Source organism: Actinocorallia sp. A-T 12471 (assembly GCF_033875155.1).
GTDB lineage: Bacteria > Actinomycetota > Actinomycetes > Streptosporangiales > Streptosporangiaceae > Actinocorallia.
Genome location: NZ_JAWZTE010000005.1, coordinates 333,859 through 350,149, shown reverse-complemented (window position 1 = coordinate 350,149; position 16,291 = coordinate 333,859). Strand labels below are relative to the sequence as shown.

Sequence of the window (16,291 nt, the reverse complement as noted above, 5' to 3'; positions counted from 1 at the left end):
GGAACGGCACTGACCCTTGTGGTCCCGGAGCGCGGGTCATACACGACGCCTCCACATATGCGCGAAGCTGTACCGTCTCATCCGTGCTTGCGCGATAAGAGATCACTCATCACACAGTTCGCATGCGACCTCTATAGGGGGACGCGCACATCAGCGGCCGGGTTGTCATGGCATTTCCGACGCAATTTCGCGCTGCGGTCAGGGCGGCCTCACCGCGTCAGGAGGGGTTGGAGGATTCTAGGAGGGTGTTGAGGGAGGGGAGGAGGGCGTCGGTGATGTGGATGGGGTGGGGGATCAGGGTGTTGGCGTGGAAGAGGTCGGCGGCGTGCTGCTGTTCGGCGACGAAGTCGGGGGTGATGGGGAGGAGGCCCCAGGGGCGGGTGCGCAGGGCGTGTTCCCAGGCGTCGAGGTCGCGGCCGTCGGACGCGGCGAAGAAGGCGGCGGCCTCGCGCGGGTGCGCGGCGGTCCAGGCGTCCGCCTCCTGGAGGGCCGCGACGATCGCGGCGAGTTCCGCGGGGCGGCCGGTGGCGAAGTCGCGGCGGGTGAACCACAGGGAGCGGTGGCTGAACAGGCCGTCGGTCTCGATGAGGGTGCGGACGCCGGTCCGCTCCTCGACCTCGGTCAGGTAGGGGTAGGACCCGACCCAGGCGTCGACCTCGCCGGACAGGAACCGCTGCGCGGCGTCGTCGTAGACGTCGACGGGGACGATGTCCTGCCAGCCGAGGCCCGCCTTCTCCAGGGCGAGCAGCAGCAGCGTCGTCTGCCATGAGCCGTGGCCGAGCGCGACCTTGCGGCCCTTCAGATCGGCGATGTCCCGGATGTCAGAGTCCTCCCTGACGACGAGGCGGCCGTTCTCCGTGCGCGGTCCGGAGATCGCGACGTAGACGATGTCGTGCCCGAGGCTCTGGGCGGTGACGGGCGGGGTCGAGCCGGTGCCGATGAAGTCGTAGCCGCCGTCGAAGAGCCGGTCGCCGTGCTCCGACGGCAGACCCCGGGTCGGGTCGACGGGCTCGCCGGCGGGAAGGTCGCGCAGGTTCACCCACTCGACGTCGGGAATGGCGCGTTCCAGGATTCCGAGGTGGCGCAGCACCCAGAGCGAGTTGTTCTGCGGGAAGTATCCGACGCGGACTGTCATGACAGGTGTCCTTTCAGGAGGGGCAGTACGTGGGCGCCGATCCGGCGTGCTTCTTCCAGATGGGGCATTCCGGCGAGGATGAGGGAGTCGACGCCGAGCGCGAGGAGTTCGTCTATCCGGGCGGCGACCTGGGCGTAGGAGCCGACGAGGCCGAACGCGGGCCCGTCGCGCAGTTCGCTGAAGCCGCCCCACACGTTGGGCTGGACCTCGCGGTCGCGGAAGCCGTCGCCCGCGCCTGCGAGGAAGGACTCGCCCCGCTGGACGCCGACGGAGTCGCCGTGCTCGGTCTCGCGCGCCGCGCGGGCGGCCCAACCGTGGCGGATCTCCTCCCACGCCTCGTCCTCGGTCTCGCGGGCCAGGACGTCGACGCGGACGGCGAACTTCGGCGGGGTCGCGCTGTGCGCGCGGACCAGCGCGAACTTCTCGGCGAGCGCGTCGAACGGCTCGAGCCACGACAGGTACTGGTCGGCGTGCCGTCCCGCCGCCGCGATCGCGGCGGGCGAGGAGCCGGAGAAGAAGATCTCCGGGAACGGCTGGCCGCTCAGCCAGTCGGGCAGCTTCGCGTTCTCGACCTGGTAGAAGCGGCCCTTGTGGTCGAACGGGCCGTGCCACACGCCCTTGAGGACGTCGAGGAACTCCGCGGTGCGGTCGTAGCGGTCGTCGTGGTCGACCCTGTCGCCCCACCAGAGCTGGGACGGCCCTCCCCCGCCGGAGATGATGTTGAACACGACCCTGCCGCCGGTGGCCCGCTGGAGCGTCGCGGTCATCCGCGCCGCCTGGACGGGGTGCAGGAACCCGGGCTGGAAGGCGATCATGAACCGGTAGGCGGACGTCTCGGCGGCGAGCGACGCGGCGGCCGCCCACGGGTCGTCGGTGTGCGGGAACGACGGCATCAGGCCGCCGACCAGGCCCGCGTCCTCGGTCGCCAGGGCCACCTCGGCGAGATAGTCGAGGTGGGTGAAGCCGTCGGGCGCGCCGTCGCGCACGCCGGGGGCGATCCGGCCCGGCGCGTCAGGGGCGAAACCGCCCCTGCTGTTGACGCGGCGGTGCAGCGAGGTCTGGTCGCCCTCCATGTGCAGCCGCCAGTAGAGGTCAACCATGGACTGTCTCCTGCCGTGCGAGCCTCGGGATCAGGGACTCCCCGAGGAGATAGGCGGCGTCGGGCAGCGGCGCGGCGTCGATCAGGAACACGCCGACGCCCCGGGCGGCCTGCTCGCGGATCGTGGCCTCGGTCGCGTCGAGGTCCGTCAACGCCAGCCGCAGTCCGACCACGACGCCGGGAAGGTCGGGAATCTCCTGGTCGGCGGTGTCGAGGACGTGGACGTCGGCGTGCTCGGCGGACAGCCGGAGCGCCTCCGGCGACGAGCCCGACAGGTACACGCGCGGGAACGGGCCGGGCGCGTCAGGGAACCTGAGCCCTCCGGCGCGCACCTGGTAGAACTCGCCGTCGAAGTCGAACGACGAAGCCGTCCAGACGCCCTTGGCGATCGTCAGGAACTCCGCCGCACGCCGGTACCGGGCCGGGCCTTCAAGGAAGTCGCCCTGGGCGCGGGCGACGGCGCGGTCAAGGTCGACGGCGATCTTCCAGTCGAGCCGCCCCGCGGAGAACCGCTGGAGCGACGCCGACAGCTTCGCCGCGTAGACGGGCGTGGTCACGGCCGGGTGGAACTCGGCGGCGACCCGGGCGTGACGGGTCGCGCGCAGCGCTCCGGCGGCCGAGACCAGCGACTCGACGCCGTCGGGGTCGAACGGCACGACGAGCCCGGCGAGCCCCGCGAGGTCGGCGGCCCTCGCGGCCCGCCCGACCGGGTCACGGCGGGCCGGACGGACGTCGGTCACGAACCCGGGCAGCTCCGGACGGTCCGGGAAACGGGTCGGCGCGAGCACATGGATCTCGACGGGGCTCACAGGGCGACGTCCTTTCGCGCGCGCGCCGTCCCGGCGATGCCGAGGTCGGCGAGCAGGTCGGCGCGCAGCTCCGCGGCGTCGTGCTCGCCGGAGTCCTCGATGCGGCGGTCGGTGATCAGCTTTCCGTCCCGCAGGACGAGGACCCGGTCGGCCAGGCGGATCGCCTCGTCGACGTCGTGGGTGACCAGCAGGACGGCTGGCCTGTGCCGTCGGACGAGCGCGCCGATCAGATCCTGCATCTGCAGGCGGGTCAGCGCGTCGAGCGCGGCGAAGGGCTCGTCCAGCAGCAGCAGGCGCGGTTCGCGCACCAGCGCCCTGGCGAGCGCGACGCGCTGGGCCTCGCCGCCCGACAGCGTGGCGGGCCACGACCTCGCGTGCCGCTCGAGCCCGACCTCGGCGAGCGCTTCGAGCCCCCGGCCGCGCGCGCCGCGCGGCTGGCCGATGACGACGTTGCCGAGCACCCGCTTGGACGGCACGAGGCGCGGCTCCTGGAACACCACGGTCCGCGCCGACGGGACGAGGACGGTGCCGCCGTCGGTCCGCTCGAGCCCGGCCAGGATGCGCAGCAGCGTGGTCTTGCCCGTACCGCTCGCGCCGAGCAGCGCGACGAACTCGCCCTGCGGGACGTCGAGGTCGACGCCGTCGAGGACGGCGCGTCCGTCGTATACGCGCCGGACGCCGCGCACTTCCACCGCCCGGCTCATCGGACGGCCACCTGACGCCGCCACGGCATGATGAGCCGCTCGACCACCCGGACCAGCAGGTCGGCGCTGAGGCCGAGCGCCGCGTACACGATGATGCAGACCACGAGGATGTCGGTGCGCACGTAGTTGAGCGCCTGGTTCATCAGATGGCCCACCCCCGCCGTCGCGTTGATCTCCTCGGCCGCGATCAGCGCGATCACGCTGATCGTCAGCGCCAGCCGTGCGCCCGCGAGGATCGAGGACAGCGCGCCGGGGAGGATCACCTCGAAGACCAGGCGCGGCCCGCGCAGCCCGAACGTGCGCGCGGCCTCCACGACCTTGCGGTCGACGTTGCGGACGCCGCTGTGCACGTTGACGTAGGTCGGGAACGAGACGGCGACCGCGATCAGCAGGATCTTCGACGCCTCGTCGATGCCGAACCAGACGATGAACAGCGGCACCAGCGACAGGAACGGGACGGCCCGCAGCATCTGCAGGGAAGAGTCCACAAGTTCCTCGCCGAGCCGGGTCAGCCCGCTGAGCACCCCGAGCACGAGGCCCGCCGAGATGCCGAGGGCGAGGCCGAGTCCGGCGCGCGTCAGCGAGACCCGCAGCGCCTCCTGGAGCTGGCCGTCGCCCCACAGCTCGCCGAACGCCGCGCCGACGTCGCCCGGCGAGGCGAGCACGTCGGGCCGGATCCAGCCGCGCGCGCTCCCGGCCCACCAGAGCGTGAGCAGGGCGATCGGGCCGAGGGTCCGCAGCGCAAGGGACAGGCCGGGCGGACGGGTCCGCGCCTTCGGCGGCTCGGGGGTGACGAGGCCCGCGGTCGTCATGACAGCCCGACCAGCGTGTACGCGCCCACGTCCACGGGCTGCTTGATGACCTTCTGCTCGGTGAAGAACCGCGAGACCGTCTCGAAGCGGGCGAGGTCGTCGGCGGTGACCGGCCTGACCGGGTCGGTGTCCCTGAGGAAGCCGAGCGTGACGTCCTTCAGCTTCCCGGCGACGGCCTGCGGCCCGGCCTCGGTGTTGACGTTGACGAACGGGGCGGGGTCGGCCTGCTGCTTGACCGAGCCGTCGTGCAGGTAGTTCGTGAGGACCTTCACCACCTCGGGGTGCTTGCCATAGAAGGCGTCGGCGACCACGTAGATGGTGTAGTTGTCGGAGTCGATCGCGTCGCCGTCGACCAGCAGTTTGCCGTCGGCGTTGGCGATCGCGGGCGCGGTGAAGCTGTTCCAGGTCGCCCAGGCGTCGACCTGGCCCGAGTTGAACGCGGCGGGCGAGTCGGCGGGCGGCAGGTAGACGCGCTTGACCTTGTCGATCGGCACGTTGTTCTTCTCCAGCGCCTTGAGCAGCAGGTATTCGCCGGTGCCGCCCTGGTTGACCGCGACGGAGCGCCCGGCGAGGTCGGCGACCGAGCTGATCGGGGAGTTCTCCTTGACCAGGATGCCCTCGCCCGCGGCGGGCGGCTGCACCGCGAAGATCTTGAAGGTCGGCTTGACGGCGAGCGCCCCGATCCCCGAGGTGATCGAGCCCGTCGCGATGTCCAGCGACCCGGCGTTGATCGCCTGCGCGGCGGGCGCGAACGGGCCGAACTCCCCGGCCCACTCGACCTTCGCGTTCACCTTGGCGAGCGCGGCGTCGAGGGTGCCGTCCTTCTTCCCGACGGCCAGCGGACCCGTGTTGCCGGGGTCGGGGATGCGGATCGTGATGGTCCCTGACGACTTCGCGTCGTCGTCGGAGCCGCCGCCGCACGCGGTGAGGCCGAGCAGGGCGGTGAGTCCGGCCGCCAGCAGGGCGAGGGGCTTCATGGGGTCTCCTTGCGAATCAGTTCTTGTGCGGCGGTCAAGGGCGCGAAGTCGGCCCAGGCGCGGACGTCGACGGCCTCCGCGAGGAAGCCGTGCGCCCGCAGGAAGCGTTCCTGTTCGGCGAGCAGGTCGAGCCGTTCGTCCGAAAGGTCCGGGTGCAGGGGTTGGTGGACGTAGGCGCGCGCGACGGCGTCGCTGCCCGCGCCCGTCTCGGCGGACAGGATGCGGCGGAGCTCGGCGGGTTCCCGCGCGGCCCAGTCGGCGGCGCGCAGCAGCACCGCGAGGAACCGGACGACGAGCTCGGGCCGCTCGTCAAGCAGCGTCTGATGGACGGTGATCGGCCGCGGGGTGCCGTTGTTGATCCTGGCGCGCCGGTCGGGCAGGGCGTCGAGGTCGATGGCGACGTCGGCGTCGAACCTGAGCGCGGCCTCGACGGCCAGCGCCCCCTTGACGTAGACCGCGTCGACCTCGCCCTTGGCCAGCGCCGCGAGTTCGGCCTCCCACTGGGGTGCGCGCCTCGCGGCCTCGACCTCGACGAGCGCGGCGTCGGCCAGGTCGCGGCCTTCGGCGCGCAGGGCGCCGGCGAAACCTTGCAGCGCCATCGCCCGCCAGAAGTCGATCGGGATGTCGCGGCGCGGCACGGCGAGGCGCAGTCCGTCGAGGGACGTGACGGGCTCGCCGCGCCGGGTCAGGATCGCCTGGCGTTCCTCGATCCAGGTGAGCCCGAGCAGCCGGGTGCGCTCGCCGCGTGCCCTGGCCCAGAGGGCGGGAACATTGCCCCCCTCGCGGAAGAGCCCCTCGAGGGCGTGCGTGTAGTGGGTTTCGGCCTCTTCGGGGGACACGCCGTCCTGGAGTGACTGGACGGTGATCCCGTCGGGGGCGAACTCGTCGGAGAGCCACCCCAGGTCAGCGGCGATTCCCGTCGCGGTGGGGACTGGACAGCGGGTGAACCAGAGGGTCGGCGGAGCCATGCCGGGAGCTAATCACTACTATTCTGGTAGGACAAGTCGAGTCCCGCGATACGGGAAAGGGCACCATGACCCAGCGAACACAGTCCGTCGACCGGGCCCTCGCGGTGCTGCGCGCGTTCCGCGACGGCGGGCCGACGCTCGGCATCTCGGAACTCTCCCGGCGTCTTGAGCTGTCGACCTCGACCGCGCACCGGCTCGCGCGGTCGCTGGTCACCGCGGGCTTCCTCGAACAGGACGCCGCCGGGGCCCGCTACCGGCTCGGCCCGACCGTCGCCGAACTCGGCCAGCTCGGCTTCCACCAGCGCGGACTGCACCGGGCCGGGCCCGAACTCGCCGCGCTCGGCAGGGCCACCTCGACCACCGTCGACCTCGCCATGCACTCCGAGCGTGAGGCGCTGATCCTCGTCGGCGACTCCGTCCGGCCGGACACCGGCCTCGGGCTGCGCCGCCCGCTGCACTCGACGGCGCTGGGCAAGGTCCTGCTCGCCTGGTCGCCGCCGAGCGACCTCGACGACCTGGGACCGCTGCCCGCGATGACCGACCGCACCATCGTGGACCCGGCGGAGCTGCGGGAGGAGCTGGCCCAGGTCCGCGAGGACGGTTATGCCGTCAACGACGGCGAGTCACAGGACGGGGTGAGGACGCTCGCCGTCCCCGTGCTGGACCGTGCCGGACATGCCCGGTATGCGCTTGCCGTCAGGTCCACCCCTGCGGTGATCACGACGGCGCGGCTCGCCTGGTTCGTCACGCGTGCGCACGCGTGTGCGCGCGCTTTGGAGATCGTCCTTCTGTCCCCGGAGGAACGCTGGACCGGCCGCCCGGACTGACGACGCGGCTCTCGACCGAGGTCATCTCGGGCTCGGCGGGTCGGCCGGGGACTCGAGGTCGGGGGCGCGCATGCGCCAGGCGTCGGTGATGAGCTCTTCCAGGCGCGCGACGTCGACCGTCTCCAGCCGGAGCATGACCAGGGGCAGTCCGTCGTAGGCGGGGGTGGTGAAGAAGCGGTCCGGCTCGCCGAGCAGCAGCGCCTGCTTCTCCGCCTCGTCACCGACGTACAGGACGGCGATGTCGATCCGGATGCCGCGCGGCTCACCCGGTCTGCGCTCGGGGTAGGACCAGACGAAGCCCTTGCCGGAGACCCCGAAGTCGAAGCCGTCACTGTCGATCTCGACCACGTCGGGCAGCGCGAGCGCCAGCCTGCGCACGTCGTCGGCGTCAACCATCGTGGCCGCTCCCGTAGACCGTTGTCCGCACCGCGACAGGCTATCGGGCCCGGGTCAGTCGGTGACGGGGACCTCTACGAAGCCCGCTGCGCCGCGTTCTATCGACGCTCTGCCCGCCGTGGCTCCGGCGACCCACGCTTCGAACTCGTCAAGTTCTGCGACCGGCACCGCCACGTCGGCTTCCACGGCGACGCCGTAGCGGACGTCGTCCGGCTGGTGGCCCCGGCCGTGCAGGTCGCCAAGGAAGCGGCCCGCGAGCGCGTGCTCGACGCGCACCGTGACCGTCAGTACGGGCTGCAGCTCCACCACGCCGACCGCGTCCACGGCCGCCGCGACCGCCTCCCCATAGGCGCGCACCAGACCGCCCGCCCCCAGCTTCACCCCGCCGAAGTACCGCGTCACCACCGCTGCCGTGTCGGTCAGCCCCCGGCGCACCAGCACCTCGAGCATCGGAATCCCCGCAGTCCCGGCCGGCTCCCCGTCATCACTGCTGCGAGTGATCTCCCCCCGCTCCCCCAGCACATACGCGGTGCAGTTGTGCGTCGCATCCCGATGCGCCCGCCGATGACCCCCCAGAAACTCCACAACCTCGGCCTCACTACGCACCCGCGCCAAAGTGCAAACAAACCGCGACTTACGGATCACCAGCTCGTGTGACCCCGCCCTCCGAATCATCCGCATCGTGCCCCCGAGTCTACGGCCGCCCCCGGAACCGGGTCGCGGTGGGCGTCGCGGATAAATGGAGCGACAGCGGCGGGGAGGGGTGCGTATCGTCCGTGACGTGACCAAGCTGAACCAGATCATCGCGGTGGAGAAGGGGACCAAGTCCCGCGCCCAGCGTGATCTCGCCGAGGCGCAGAACCGGCTGCAGAAGCCGGTGCTCCTGTCGGGGATCTCGCGGACCTACCAGCCCAGCGACGACGAGGGCGAAACGCTGCCCGCGGAGTCGACAAGGGTCCAGGTGCGGGCCGAAGAGGTGCTGCGCGAGGCGGGCGCGTCGCTGGCGCGGCTGTTCGACGTCGTCGCCACCAAGGACTGGGCGAACTGCGAGGCCCGCGCCGACGTCGTCGTCGACGGGACCACAGTCCTGTCCGACGTCCCGGTCACGTACCTGCTGTTCCTGGAGAAGCAGCTCACCGAACTCCAGGCGTTCATCGCCAAGCTGCCGCTGCTGGACGCCGCCGAGACCTGGGTCTTCGACGAGTCCGCCGACCAGTGGCGCGCCGAACCCGTCAGGACCACGCGGACCAAGAAGGTGCCGCGCGCGCACGTCCTGTACGAGGCGACGGACAAGCACCCCGCCCAGGTCGAGACCTACACCGAGGACGTCATCGTCGGCACCTGGACGAAGGTCGGCTTCTCCGGGGCCCTCCCGGCCCGCCGCGTCAACGAGCTCAAGGAACGCGCCGAGCGGCTGACCGCCGCGGTGAAGTTCGCCCGTGAGGAGGCCAACGGCATCGACGTCACCGACCGCCGCGTCGGCGACGCCGTCTTCCGCTACCTGCTCGACTGACCCCGAGACTCCCCCGCCTGGAGCGCGGGGGACGGGCCGCGAGGCCCGGCAAGCTGAGGATGACGCTCAGTCTGAAGGCGGCGACAGCGCGGGTTCGATTCCCGTCCCCGGCACCCGTGCCGGGGTAGCCCAGTGGCAGAGGCAGCCCCGTCAATCTCAGACTCTCGCTCCAGTCTCAGCACACACCGCTCACCACCGGCTTCCGGCCGGGGACCCAGGACGATGGGATGCCGGTTCGAGTCCGGTCTGCGCCTCCACCCGGCGCGGTAGCTCAAAGGCAGAGCACACCGTAACGAAATCTGATCCCCGACCCCAACCCCCCGGCGGACACGAGCACCCAAGGGCCCCGGGGCCGGGTACACCCCCGGGGCCCACCCACCCACCCGCTCGGCATGCCCGGCCCGCGAACGCGGCCCTCGGAATTACCCAGCGCTCACCGCCCCAAAGTATGTGCTTTAAACAGCATGTTGAAAGAGAAGCTATTTAAAGCACATACCGCATAGCGCCTGGTCAGAGGTGCAACGACGGAGCCCCGCCGCCCGAGATGGACGGCGGGGCTCATGTTTCGCGGCGAACTCCTGCTGAAAACGAAGTCCCGCACCTACCGTGGGAGCTGTCGAGACACCACAAGGAAGGGCGGGACTATGGATGACGGTAACACGATCGGCGAACGGCTCAAGCGGGCCCGGAAAGAACGCGGGATCACCCAGGAGGCGCTCGCAGCGAGGGCAGGCGTAAGCGTCGACCTCGTGTCCAAGCTCGAGCAGAACCGGCGCACGTCCGCGCGGGTCTGGAGCCTCATGGCGCTCGCGCGCGCCCTCGACGTCGAACTGTCAGCGCTCACGGATGGACGGGACCGGCTCGCGTTCGGCGAGCCTGACATCGGCGGCGGCGTCTTGGCCGTTCGGGACGCACTCCTGTCGCCGTCCCTGCTTCCGGGGTTCGGCGGTCTGGACGCCGACGACGACGGGACGCCGACCCCCATCGCCGACCTCGAACAGACGGTCGCGGCCGGGTGGGATCGCTACTGGGTCGGAGACCTCGCGGGCGTCTCCGCACTCGTGCCCGGCCTCATCGCGGACGCGCGGCTCACCCACCGTTCCCTTGGCCCGCAGGCGGCAGGCCCGCTCGCGCAGGCATACGAGCTGGCTGCGTCCCTCATGGCGCAGATCGGTCGCGGCGACCTCGCCGCCATCGCCGCCGAACGCGGCATCGGCGTCGCCGCGCTCGGCGACGACGAACTGCTGTGGGCGACGATCCACGGCACCTACTCATGGGTGATGCTGCGCCAAGGCCGGCTCGCCGAAGCCGAGACCGTCGCGTACGACGCCGCCCGCCAGATCCAGCCGGGATTCACGGACCCGGCGACGCGGCTGGCCGCGTGGGGGCTGCTGCTGATGGCGGCGGCCGGTGCGCGGGTGGTGGCGGCCCGCAGCGGGCAGGGAAGCATGGTCGGCCATGACGCGGCGGAGTACCTGAGCATGGCGGGCGCTGCTGCCGAGAGAATCGGCCGCCGAACGCCGATCTACGGGACCTCGTTCGGGGCGGCGACGGTCCGGATGCAGACCGTCTACACCCACGTCGGCAGCGGGGAGCCGGGCGCAGCGCTGGAGGAAGCCGCGCGCGTCCGGCCGGGTGATCTGCGCGGGATCTCCCACTGCCGTCATTTGCTGGACGTCGCCCAGGCACAGGTGGACATGCGCCGCCCGCGAACGGCCGCCGCCCGGCTCGACGAAGCCGAGCGCCGCGCGCCCGCTTGGTTCGCCCAGCAGACCCTCGCGCGGAGCCTCGTCGCGGACGTGCGGGAGCTGGAGACTCGGGTGAGCCCGGTGACGCGGCGGCTGGTCCGGGCGGTCGGCCTCGACTAGGACGCTGCGTCCTACCCGCGCCCGTCCGATCCGGCGCGGGTAGGACGTGGTGTCCGAGGGCGGCAGTATGCGGCCACGCGACTAGGACGCTACGCCGGTGGTACCCCGCGCGGTCTCACGCTGAGATGGGCACATGACAATCTGTGATGGCGCGGGTGGCTGCTGTTGCCCCTCCCCCTCCGGGAGGAACGCGCGATGACCTACACCCAGACCGAGCAAGACGCCGTCGACCTCTCGGTCCTCCAAGCGCGGTACCCCGAGTGGCGGCTGTGGCGCGCGGACGGCGGGGCGTGGATGGCGACCCGGGCCGACCTCACCGACGCCCAGACAACGGCAGGCATGTCCCCCACCCTCATGGAGGACACCCGTCGCGCGCTGGCCTCCGAACTGGCCGCGCAGGCACTCGCCGACGTCCACCGGTCGATGGGCTCCGAGTGCACCGTCACCGCCGCCCGGGACCATCTCCGTGACCGGCGGCCGTGCTGCTCGTCGGCCGGGCAGCGGGAACGGCCGTGACGGCCGGGGCGATGGCGGCCGTCACGGTGGTGCAGCTCGTCACCCTCGCCGGGGTGGCCGTGGCCGCGCTCGTGCCGAGGCTGTCGTGACCGAGAAGCCGCTGCGGCTCGTGCGGAGCGCGGAAGCCCACGACCTGCTCCACGCCTTGGGAGGGCATCCGGATGTGCGGGCCGCTCTCGGCGACACGATCGCGCACGACTCCGTGGTCGTGACCGGCCCGACGGGGGCCCTGCTGCGGGTGTGGGTGCGGCAGCGGGGAGACGAGCCCGCGGAGTATTACGCCCACCTCAACGGCGGTGAGACCGACGATTTGGTCGGGACGCATGACGGGTTGGGGTCCGTGGCGGGGATTATCCGGCTGAGAGTCGGCTGCACAAGGTAGGGGTGGGGGCGTTCATGCCGCCCCACCCCGCGCATTCCACCCTACGCGCCCGGAAAGCAGCGAGGCCCCACCCGAAGATCGGTGCCGTTGTCTGGGCTCCTCTGGGTGGGGTGGCGTCAGTCTGCGGGCCGGGTGCGGGTGGGGTCAGGGTTGTGTTGGGGGATGGGGAAGTTGGCGTGGAAGAGGTTGGTGGGGTCGTAGGTGTGTTTGAGGTGGCGTAGGCGGGACAGGGCCGTGGTGCCGAAGGCGTCGAGTAGGCGTTCCGGGCGGGTGTCGGTGTCGAAGGACAGGTAGAGGCCGTCGGTGTGCGGCGCGACCCGCGAGTCCCAGACGGCGTTCAGCGAGGACTGGTCGGCGGCCATGGCGGTGAGGGCGAAGTTCTGGTGACGGTGGGGGTAGGCCGTCGCGTCCGGGGCTAGGTCGTGCGCGGCACCGCCGGTGGCGCGGATCTGGAGGAAGTAGGGCGTTCCGGAACGCGCGGCGTCCGCGAAGGCGCGGCTGACGTCCTCGTCAAGGTGGGTGACGAGGCCGGAGCGCACCGCGGGGTCTCCCCCGCCGGTGTGGTGTTTGTCGGCGGGCGGCACCACCCCGGCGTAGGGCAGGAGGTAGCCTTGGTGGTCGAGGAGCGGGCCCGCCTCGGCGAGCCGTTCCAGCTCCTTGACCGCGGTGTTCGTGTCGTCGCCCGCGTAGACGGTCATCAGCTGGGCGACCGCGTCGCGGCCGCCGCGGGGCGGGGAGAGGACGAGGAAGCTCGTCAGCTCGCGCGGGGCCGCCTCGACCGCCGCGCCCCAGCGCTGGAGGAGCCCGGAGATGTCGCGCGCGCCGAGGGTCATCTGCGAGAAGACGACGTCGCCGAGCTCCATCGCCTCGATCTCGACCCACGTCACCACGCCGAGGTTGCCTCCCGCGCCGCGCAGTCCCCAGAACAGGTCGGGGTTCTCCTCGGCGGACGCGCGCAGCACCCTCCCGTCGGCGGTCACCACCTCCGCCGCGACCACGTGGTCGATCGTCAGCCCGAACTTCCGGCCGAGGAAGCCCATCCCGCCCGTGGTGGCGAGCCCGCCGACGCCGACGCCGCCGAAGTCGCCGGAGCTGATCGCCCACCCGTGCGGGGTCAGCGCCTCGGCGACCGCGCCCCAGGTCGCGCCCGCGCCGAGCCGTACCCGCCGGGTCCGCAGGTCGACGACCTCGACGCCGTTCAGCGCGCCGACGTCGAGCACGATGCCGCCGTCGTTGGTGGAGCGGCCGCTGATGCCGTGGCCGCCCGAGCGCACGCCGAACGGCACGTCCTGGGAGCGCGCGTAGCCGAGCGCCTCCACGACCTGGTCCGTCGTCCCCGGGCGCAGGACGAGGCCCGGCGACCCGGACCGCAGATAGTTGTGCCGCACCGAGGCGTACTCCCGGTCGCCCGGCTCGACGGCGTCGCCGGCGAGACTCGCGGGCACCCTGGCGTAGTCGATCCCCGGGCGGCGCAGCTCGAGCGCGGCAGACCCGCGCCGGGACGACGCGGGCACCGTCCCGGCCTTGGCGCGCTCGCGGGCCACGTTCTCGCGCACGGCGGGGGCGATCTCCGCGCCGAAGACCTGGAGCGCGCCCGGGTCGTCGGAGGCGAGGACGAAGGTGCCGATGCCGTCCTCCAGCGCCAGGGCGGTCAGCTCCTCCGTCCACTGTGCGACGGGTCCGCGCAGGAAGCCCTGGGACTCCGCGGAGATCTCGCCGCCGATGTTCAGCAGGCGGCGGATCTGGGCCGGGTCGCGGCCCGCCTCGGCGGCGGTCTCGTCGATGAGGGCGTTGCCGCGGCGCAGGTCGCCGTCCTTCAGATAGGCGAGGCTGGGCAGCCAGCCGTCGGCCTTGCGGGCGACGAGCCGGAGCATGCGCGGGCCGTATGCGCCGAGCCAGACGGGGATGTCGTGCGCGGGCGCGGGGCCGCGCTTCGCCCCGTTGACCCGGTGGTGCGCGCCGTCGACGCGCAGGATGCCGCGTTCGTCCGCGGCCCAGATGCCCCGGATGATCTCCAGGCCCTCCTCCAGCGCGGTGACCGACTCGGCCGGGGTGAGCCGCTGCGCGCCCATGGACTCGATCGCGTCCCAGAACCCTCCCGCGCCGATGCCCAGCGCGAACCTGCCCTGCGACAGCAGGTCGAGCGACGCCGCCGCGCGGGCCAATACCGCAGGCGGGCGGAGCGGCAGGTTGAGCACGTTCCCGGAGACCGTGACGCGCTCGGTCCGCGCGGCGACCCACGACAGCAGCGTCCAGGTGTCAAGGAATCCCGGCTGGTACGGGTGGTCCTGGAAGGTCACGAGATCCAGCCCGGCGGTCTCGGCGGCCTGGGCGAGCCGGACCGGGCCCTGCGGGTCGCGGTTCTGCGGGGTGAGGAACGCGCCGAACACGAGGTCGTGGCCGTAGTCCGTCATGTCGCACTCTCTTCTGCAAAGATAATCTGCCCTACAGACTATATGCTCGGCAACATATCTGAGTCGCAGCGTATTTCCGGCTAGGCTGGGCGCGTGACCATCGGGGAGAGGCCGCAGGCGGCGCACCAGCCGTCCACGCTCGGCTGGACGCTCACCGTGCTGCTCAGGCAGTGGCACGAGCGGGTCGAGGACATCGCGCGCGACCTCCCGCAGGGCGTCCGCGGCTACCAGGTCCTCTCCGCCGTCACGCACGGGACGCCGCCCACCCAGGCGGCACTCGCCGCCCGCCTCGGCATCGACCGCACCGTCATGACCTACCTGCTCGACGCGTTCGAAGGCTGCGACCTCCTACGCCGCACGCCCGACCCCGCCGACCGACGCGCCCGCCGCATCGTCCCCACCGACCACGGCCGCGCCGTCCTCGCCGACCTCGACGCCCGCGTCACCGAAGCCGAAGCCGACCTCCTACGCGGCCTCGCCCCCAACGAAAGAACCCTCCTCCTCACCCTCCTGGAACGCGCCGCCTCCACCGCCTCCCCCAACACCGACCCCTGCACAGAAGTCCTCCCCCCACCCCTCCCCTGACCCCTGCCCCCCACTTCACAGCAAAAAGACTGGACGCCCGCGTCACCACCAAGTGGTCAGAGGTTTCCTCGGGTTTGTTGTTCTTGTTCGATTGCTTGGAAGAGGGCTTTGAAGTTGCCTTTGCCGAAGCCGAGGGAGCCGTGGCGTTCGATGAATTCGAAGAAGACGGTGGGGCGGTCGCCGGTGGGTTTGGTGAAGATCTGGAGGAGGTAGCCGTCCTCGTCGCGGTCGACGAGGACGCCGCGCTTCTGGAGTTCCTCGATGGGGGTGCGCACGTCGCCGATGCGGGCGCGCAGCTCGGGGTCCTCGTAGTAGGAGTCGGGGGTCGCCAGGAACTCGACGCCCTCGGCGGTCAGGGCGTCGACGGTGCGGAGGATGTCGTCGGTGGCCAGCGCGAGGTGCTGTGCGCCCGGGCCCTGGTAGAACTCGAGGAACTCGGCTATCTGCGACTTCTTTTTGGCGATCGCGGGCTCGTTCAGGGGGAATTTCACCCGGTGGTTGCCGTTGGCGACGACCTTCGACATCAGCGCCGAATAGTCGGTCGCGATGTCGTCGCCGACGAACTCGGCCATGTTGGTGAAGCCCATGACGCGGTTGTAGAACGCGACCCAGCGGTCCATCTCGCCGAGCTCGACGTTGCCGACGATGTGGTCGAGCGCCTGGAACATCCGCTTCGGCGCGCCCTCGCGCCTGCGGAAGGACGACGTGCGCGCGACGTACCCGGGCAGGTAGGGGCCGGTGTAGCGGCTGCGGTCCACGAGGGTGTGCCGTGTCTCGCCGTAGGCGGCGATCGCGGCGATCCGGACCGTGCCGTGCGCGTCGGCGACGTCGTGCGGCTCCTCGAGCACCGTCGCGCCCGCGCGGCGGGCGTGCGCCACGCACTTGTCCACGTCGGGGACCTCGAGCGCGATGTCGATGAGGCCGTCGCCGTGCCGGGCGTGGTGCGCGGCGATCGGGCTGTCCGGGGCCACGCCGCCCTTGACGACGAACCGGACGGCGCCGCTGCGCAGCACGAACGAGACGTGGTCGCGCTCGCCGGTCTCCGGCCCGGAGTAGGCGACGAGTTCCATGCCGAACGCGGACTGGAAGAAGTGGGCGGTCTGGGTGGCGTTGCCGACGGCCCAGACCGCCGCGTCCCAGCCCGTCACGGGGAAGGGGTCGGCCGCGGCGTCGTACTCGACCAGGCCGACGAGGCGCTTGACGGTGTCGAGGTCGAGGTCGGCGAGGACCTCCGCGTTGGTCAGGGTGTCGTTGCGTGACATGGGCCTTCGCCTTTCTCCGCGCAC

General features: G+C 71.7%; 17 protein-coding genes. 6 read left to right on the top strand and 11 right to left on the bottom strand.

Annotation, left to right across the window (positions count from 1 at the left end; translation table 11 throughout):
• Positions 1-217: 217 nt before the first annotated feature.
• From R9X44_RS17165 to R9X44_RS17135, 7 genes are read right to left on the bottom strand one after another with little or no spacing between them, the layout of a single operon-like run.
• Complete coding sequence (locus tag R9X44_RS17165; protein ID WP_319815181.1) at positions 218-1,135, bottom strand: ABC transporter substrate-binding protein; 918 nt, start codon at positions 1,133-1,135, stop codon at positions 218-220.
• Entirely contained in the window at positions 1,132-2,235 is a 1,104-nt protein-coding gene (locus R9X44_RS17160) for an LLM class flavin-dependent oxidoreductase (protein WP_319815180.1), read from the bottom strand. Before R9X44_RS17160 ends, R9X44_RS17165 begins: the two co-directional genes overlap by 4 nt.
• On the bottom strand, positions 2,228-3,043 hold the full coding sequence (locus R9X44_RS17155) for an LLM class flavin-dependent oxidoreductase (protein WP_319815179.1): 816 nt from the start codon (positions 3,041-3,043) through the stop codon (positions 2,228-2,230). The genes R9X44_RS17160 and R9X44_RS17155 overlap by 8 nt, the downstream gene beginning before the upstream one ends.
• Complete coding sequence (locus tag R9X44_RS17150) at positions 3,040-3,747, bottom strand: ABC transporter ATP-binding protein (protein WP_319815178.1); 708 nt, start codon at positions 3,745-3,747, stop codon at positions 3,040-3,042. Before R9X44_RS17150 ends, R9X44_RS17155 begins: the two co-directional genes overlap by 4 nt.
• Complete coding sequence (locus R9X44_RS17145; protein WP_319815177.1) at positions 3,744-4,559, bottom strand: ABC transporter permease; 816 nt, start codon at positions 4,557-4,559, stop codon at positions 3,744-3,746. Before R9X44_RS17145 ends, R9X44_RS17150 begins: the two co-directional genes overlap by 4 nt.
• Positions 4,556-5,536, bottom strand: a complete 981-nt coding sequence (locus R9X44_RS17140) for an ABC transporter substrate-binding protein (RefSeq protein ID WP_319815176.1) — start codon at positions 5,534-5,536, stop codon at positions 4,556-4,558. Before R9X44_RS17140 ends, R9X44_RS17145 begins: the two co-directional genes overlap by 4 nt.
• Positions 5,533-6,504 (bottom strand): ABC transporter substrate-binding protein, encoded by a 972-nt coding sequence (locus R9X44_RS17135; RefSeq protein ID WP_319815175.1) that lies wholly within the window; start codon positions 6,502-6,504, stop codon positions 5,533-5,535. Before R9X44_RS17135 ends, R9X44_RS17140 begins: the two co-directional genes overlap by 4 nt.
• A 65-nt stretch (positions 6,505-6,569) precedes the next feature.
• Here R9X44_RS17135 and R9X44_RS17130 point away from each other — a divergent pair, with 65 nt between their 5' ends.
• The gene (locus tag R9X44_RS17130; protein ID WP_319815174.1) at positions 6,570-7,331 is read left to right on the top strand and encodes an IclR family transcriptional regulator; all 762 of its coding nucleotides are present in this window, start codon (positions 6,570-6,572) and stop codon (positions 7,329-7,331) included.
• 21 nt (positions 7,332-7,352) lie between these two features.
• On the opposite strand, the gene R9X44_RS17125 is transcribed toward R9X44_RS17130, so the two are convergent.
• Complete coding sequence (locus R9X44_RS17125; protein WP_319815173.1) at positions 7,353-7,727, bottom strand: hypothetical protein; 375 nt, start codon at positions 7,725-7,727, stop codon at positions 7,353-7,355.
• Positions 7,728-7,781: 54 nt separating this feature from the next.
• The gene (locus R9X44_RS17120; RefSeq protein WP_319815172.1) at positions 7,782-8,408 is read right to left on the bottom strand and encodes a YigZ family protein; all 627 of its coding nucleotides are present in this window, start codon (positions 8,406-8,408) and stop codon (positions 7,782-7,784) included.
• 100 nt (positions 8,409-8,508) lie between these two features.
• Between R9X44_RS17120 and R9X44_RS17115 the strand changes: the two genes are divergently transcribed.
• From R9X44_RS17115 to R9X44_RS17100, 4 genes are all read left to right on the top strand, one after another.
• Positions 8,509-9,240: a hypothetical protein gene (locus tag R9X44_RS17115; protein WP_319815171.1), complete on the top strand. Its 732-nt coding sequence runs from the start codon at positions 8,509-8,511 to the stop codon at positions 9,238-9,240.
• A 644-nt stretch (positions 9,241-9,884) separates the two neighbouring features.
• A complete protein-coding gene (locus tag R9X44_RS17110) occupies positions 9,885-11,108 on the top strand; it encodes a helix-turn-helix transcriptional regulator (RefSeq protein ID WP_319815170.1) in 1,224 nt (407 codons plus the stop codon).
• A 195-nt stretch (positions 11,109-11,303) separates the two neighbouring features.
• Positions 11,304-11,624 (top strand): hypothetical protein, encoded by a 321-nt coding sequence (locus R9X44_RS17105; protein WP_319815169.1) that lies wholly within the window; start codon positions 11,304-11,306, stop codon positions 11,622-11,624.
• An 85-nt stretch (positions 11,625-11,709) separates the two neighbouring features.
• Positions 11,710-12,006 carry a hypothetical protein gene (locus R9X44_RS17100; protein ID WP_319815168.1) on the top strand — a complete coding sequence of 99 codons (297 nt, stop codon included), beginning with the start codon at positions 11,710-11,712 and terminating at the stop codon, positions 12,004-12,006.
• A 116-nt stretch (positions 12,007-12,122) separates the two neighbouring features.
• Here R9X44_RS17100 and R9X44_RS17095 read toward each other — a convergent pair whose 3' ends face one another.
• Entirely contained in the window at positions 12,123-14,420 is a 2,298-nt protein-coding gene (locus tag R9X44_RS17095) for an LLM class flavin-dependent oxidoreductase (protein WP_319815167.1), read from the bottom strand.
• Between the two features lie 93 nt (positions 14,421-14,513).
• Here R9X44_RS17095 and R9X44_RS17090 point away from each other — a divergent pair, with 93 nt between their 5' ends.
• A complete protein-coding gene (locus tag R9X44_RS17090; protein ID WP_319815166.1) occupies positions 14,514-15,005 on the top strand; it encodes a MarR family winged helix-turn-helix transcriptional regulator in 492 nt (163 codons plus the stop codon).
• Positions 15,006-15,061: 56 nt separating this feature from the next.
• On the opposite strand, the gene hppD is transcribed toward R9X44_RS17090, so the two are convergent.
• Positions 15,062-16,267, bottom strand: coding sequence for a 4-hydroxyphenylpyruvate dioxygenase (gene hppD, locus R9X44_RS17085; RefSeq protein ID WP_319815165.1), 1,206 nt, complete (start codon positions 16,265-16,267; stop codon positions 15,062-15,064).
• Between the last annotated feature and the right edge of the window lie 24 nt (positions 16,268-16,291).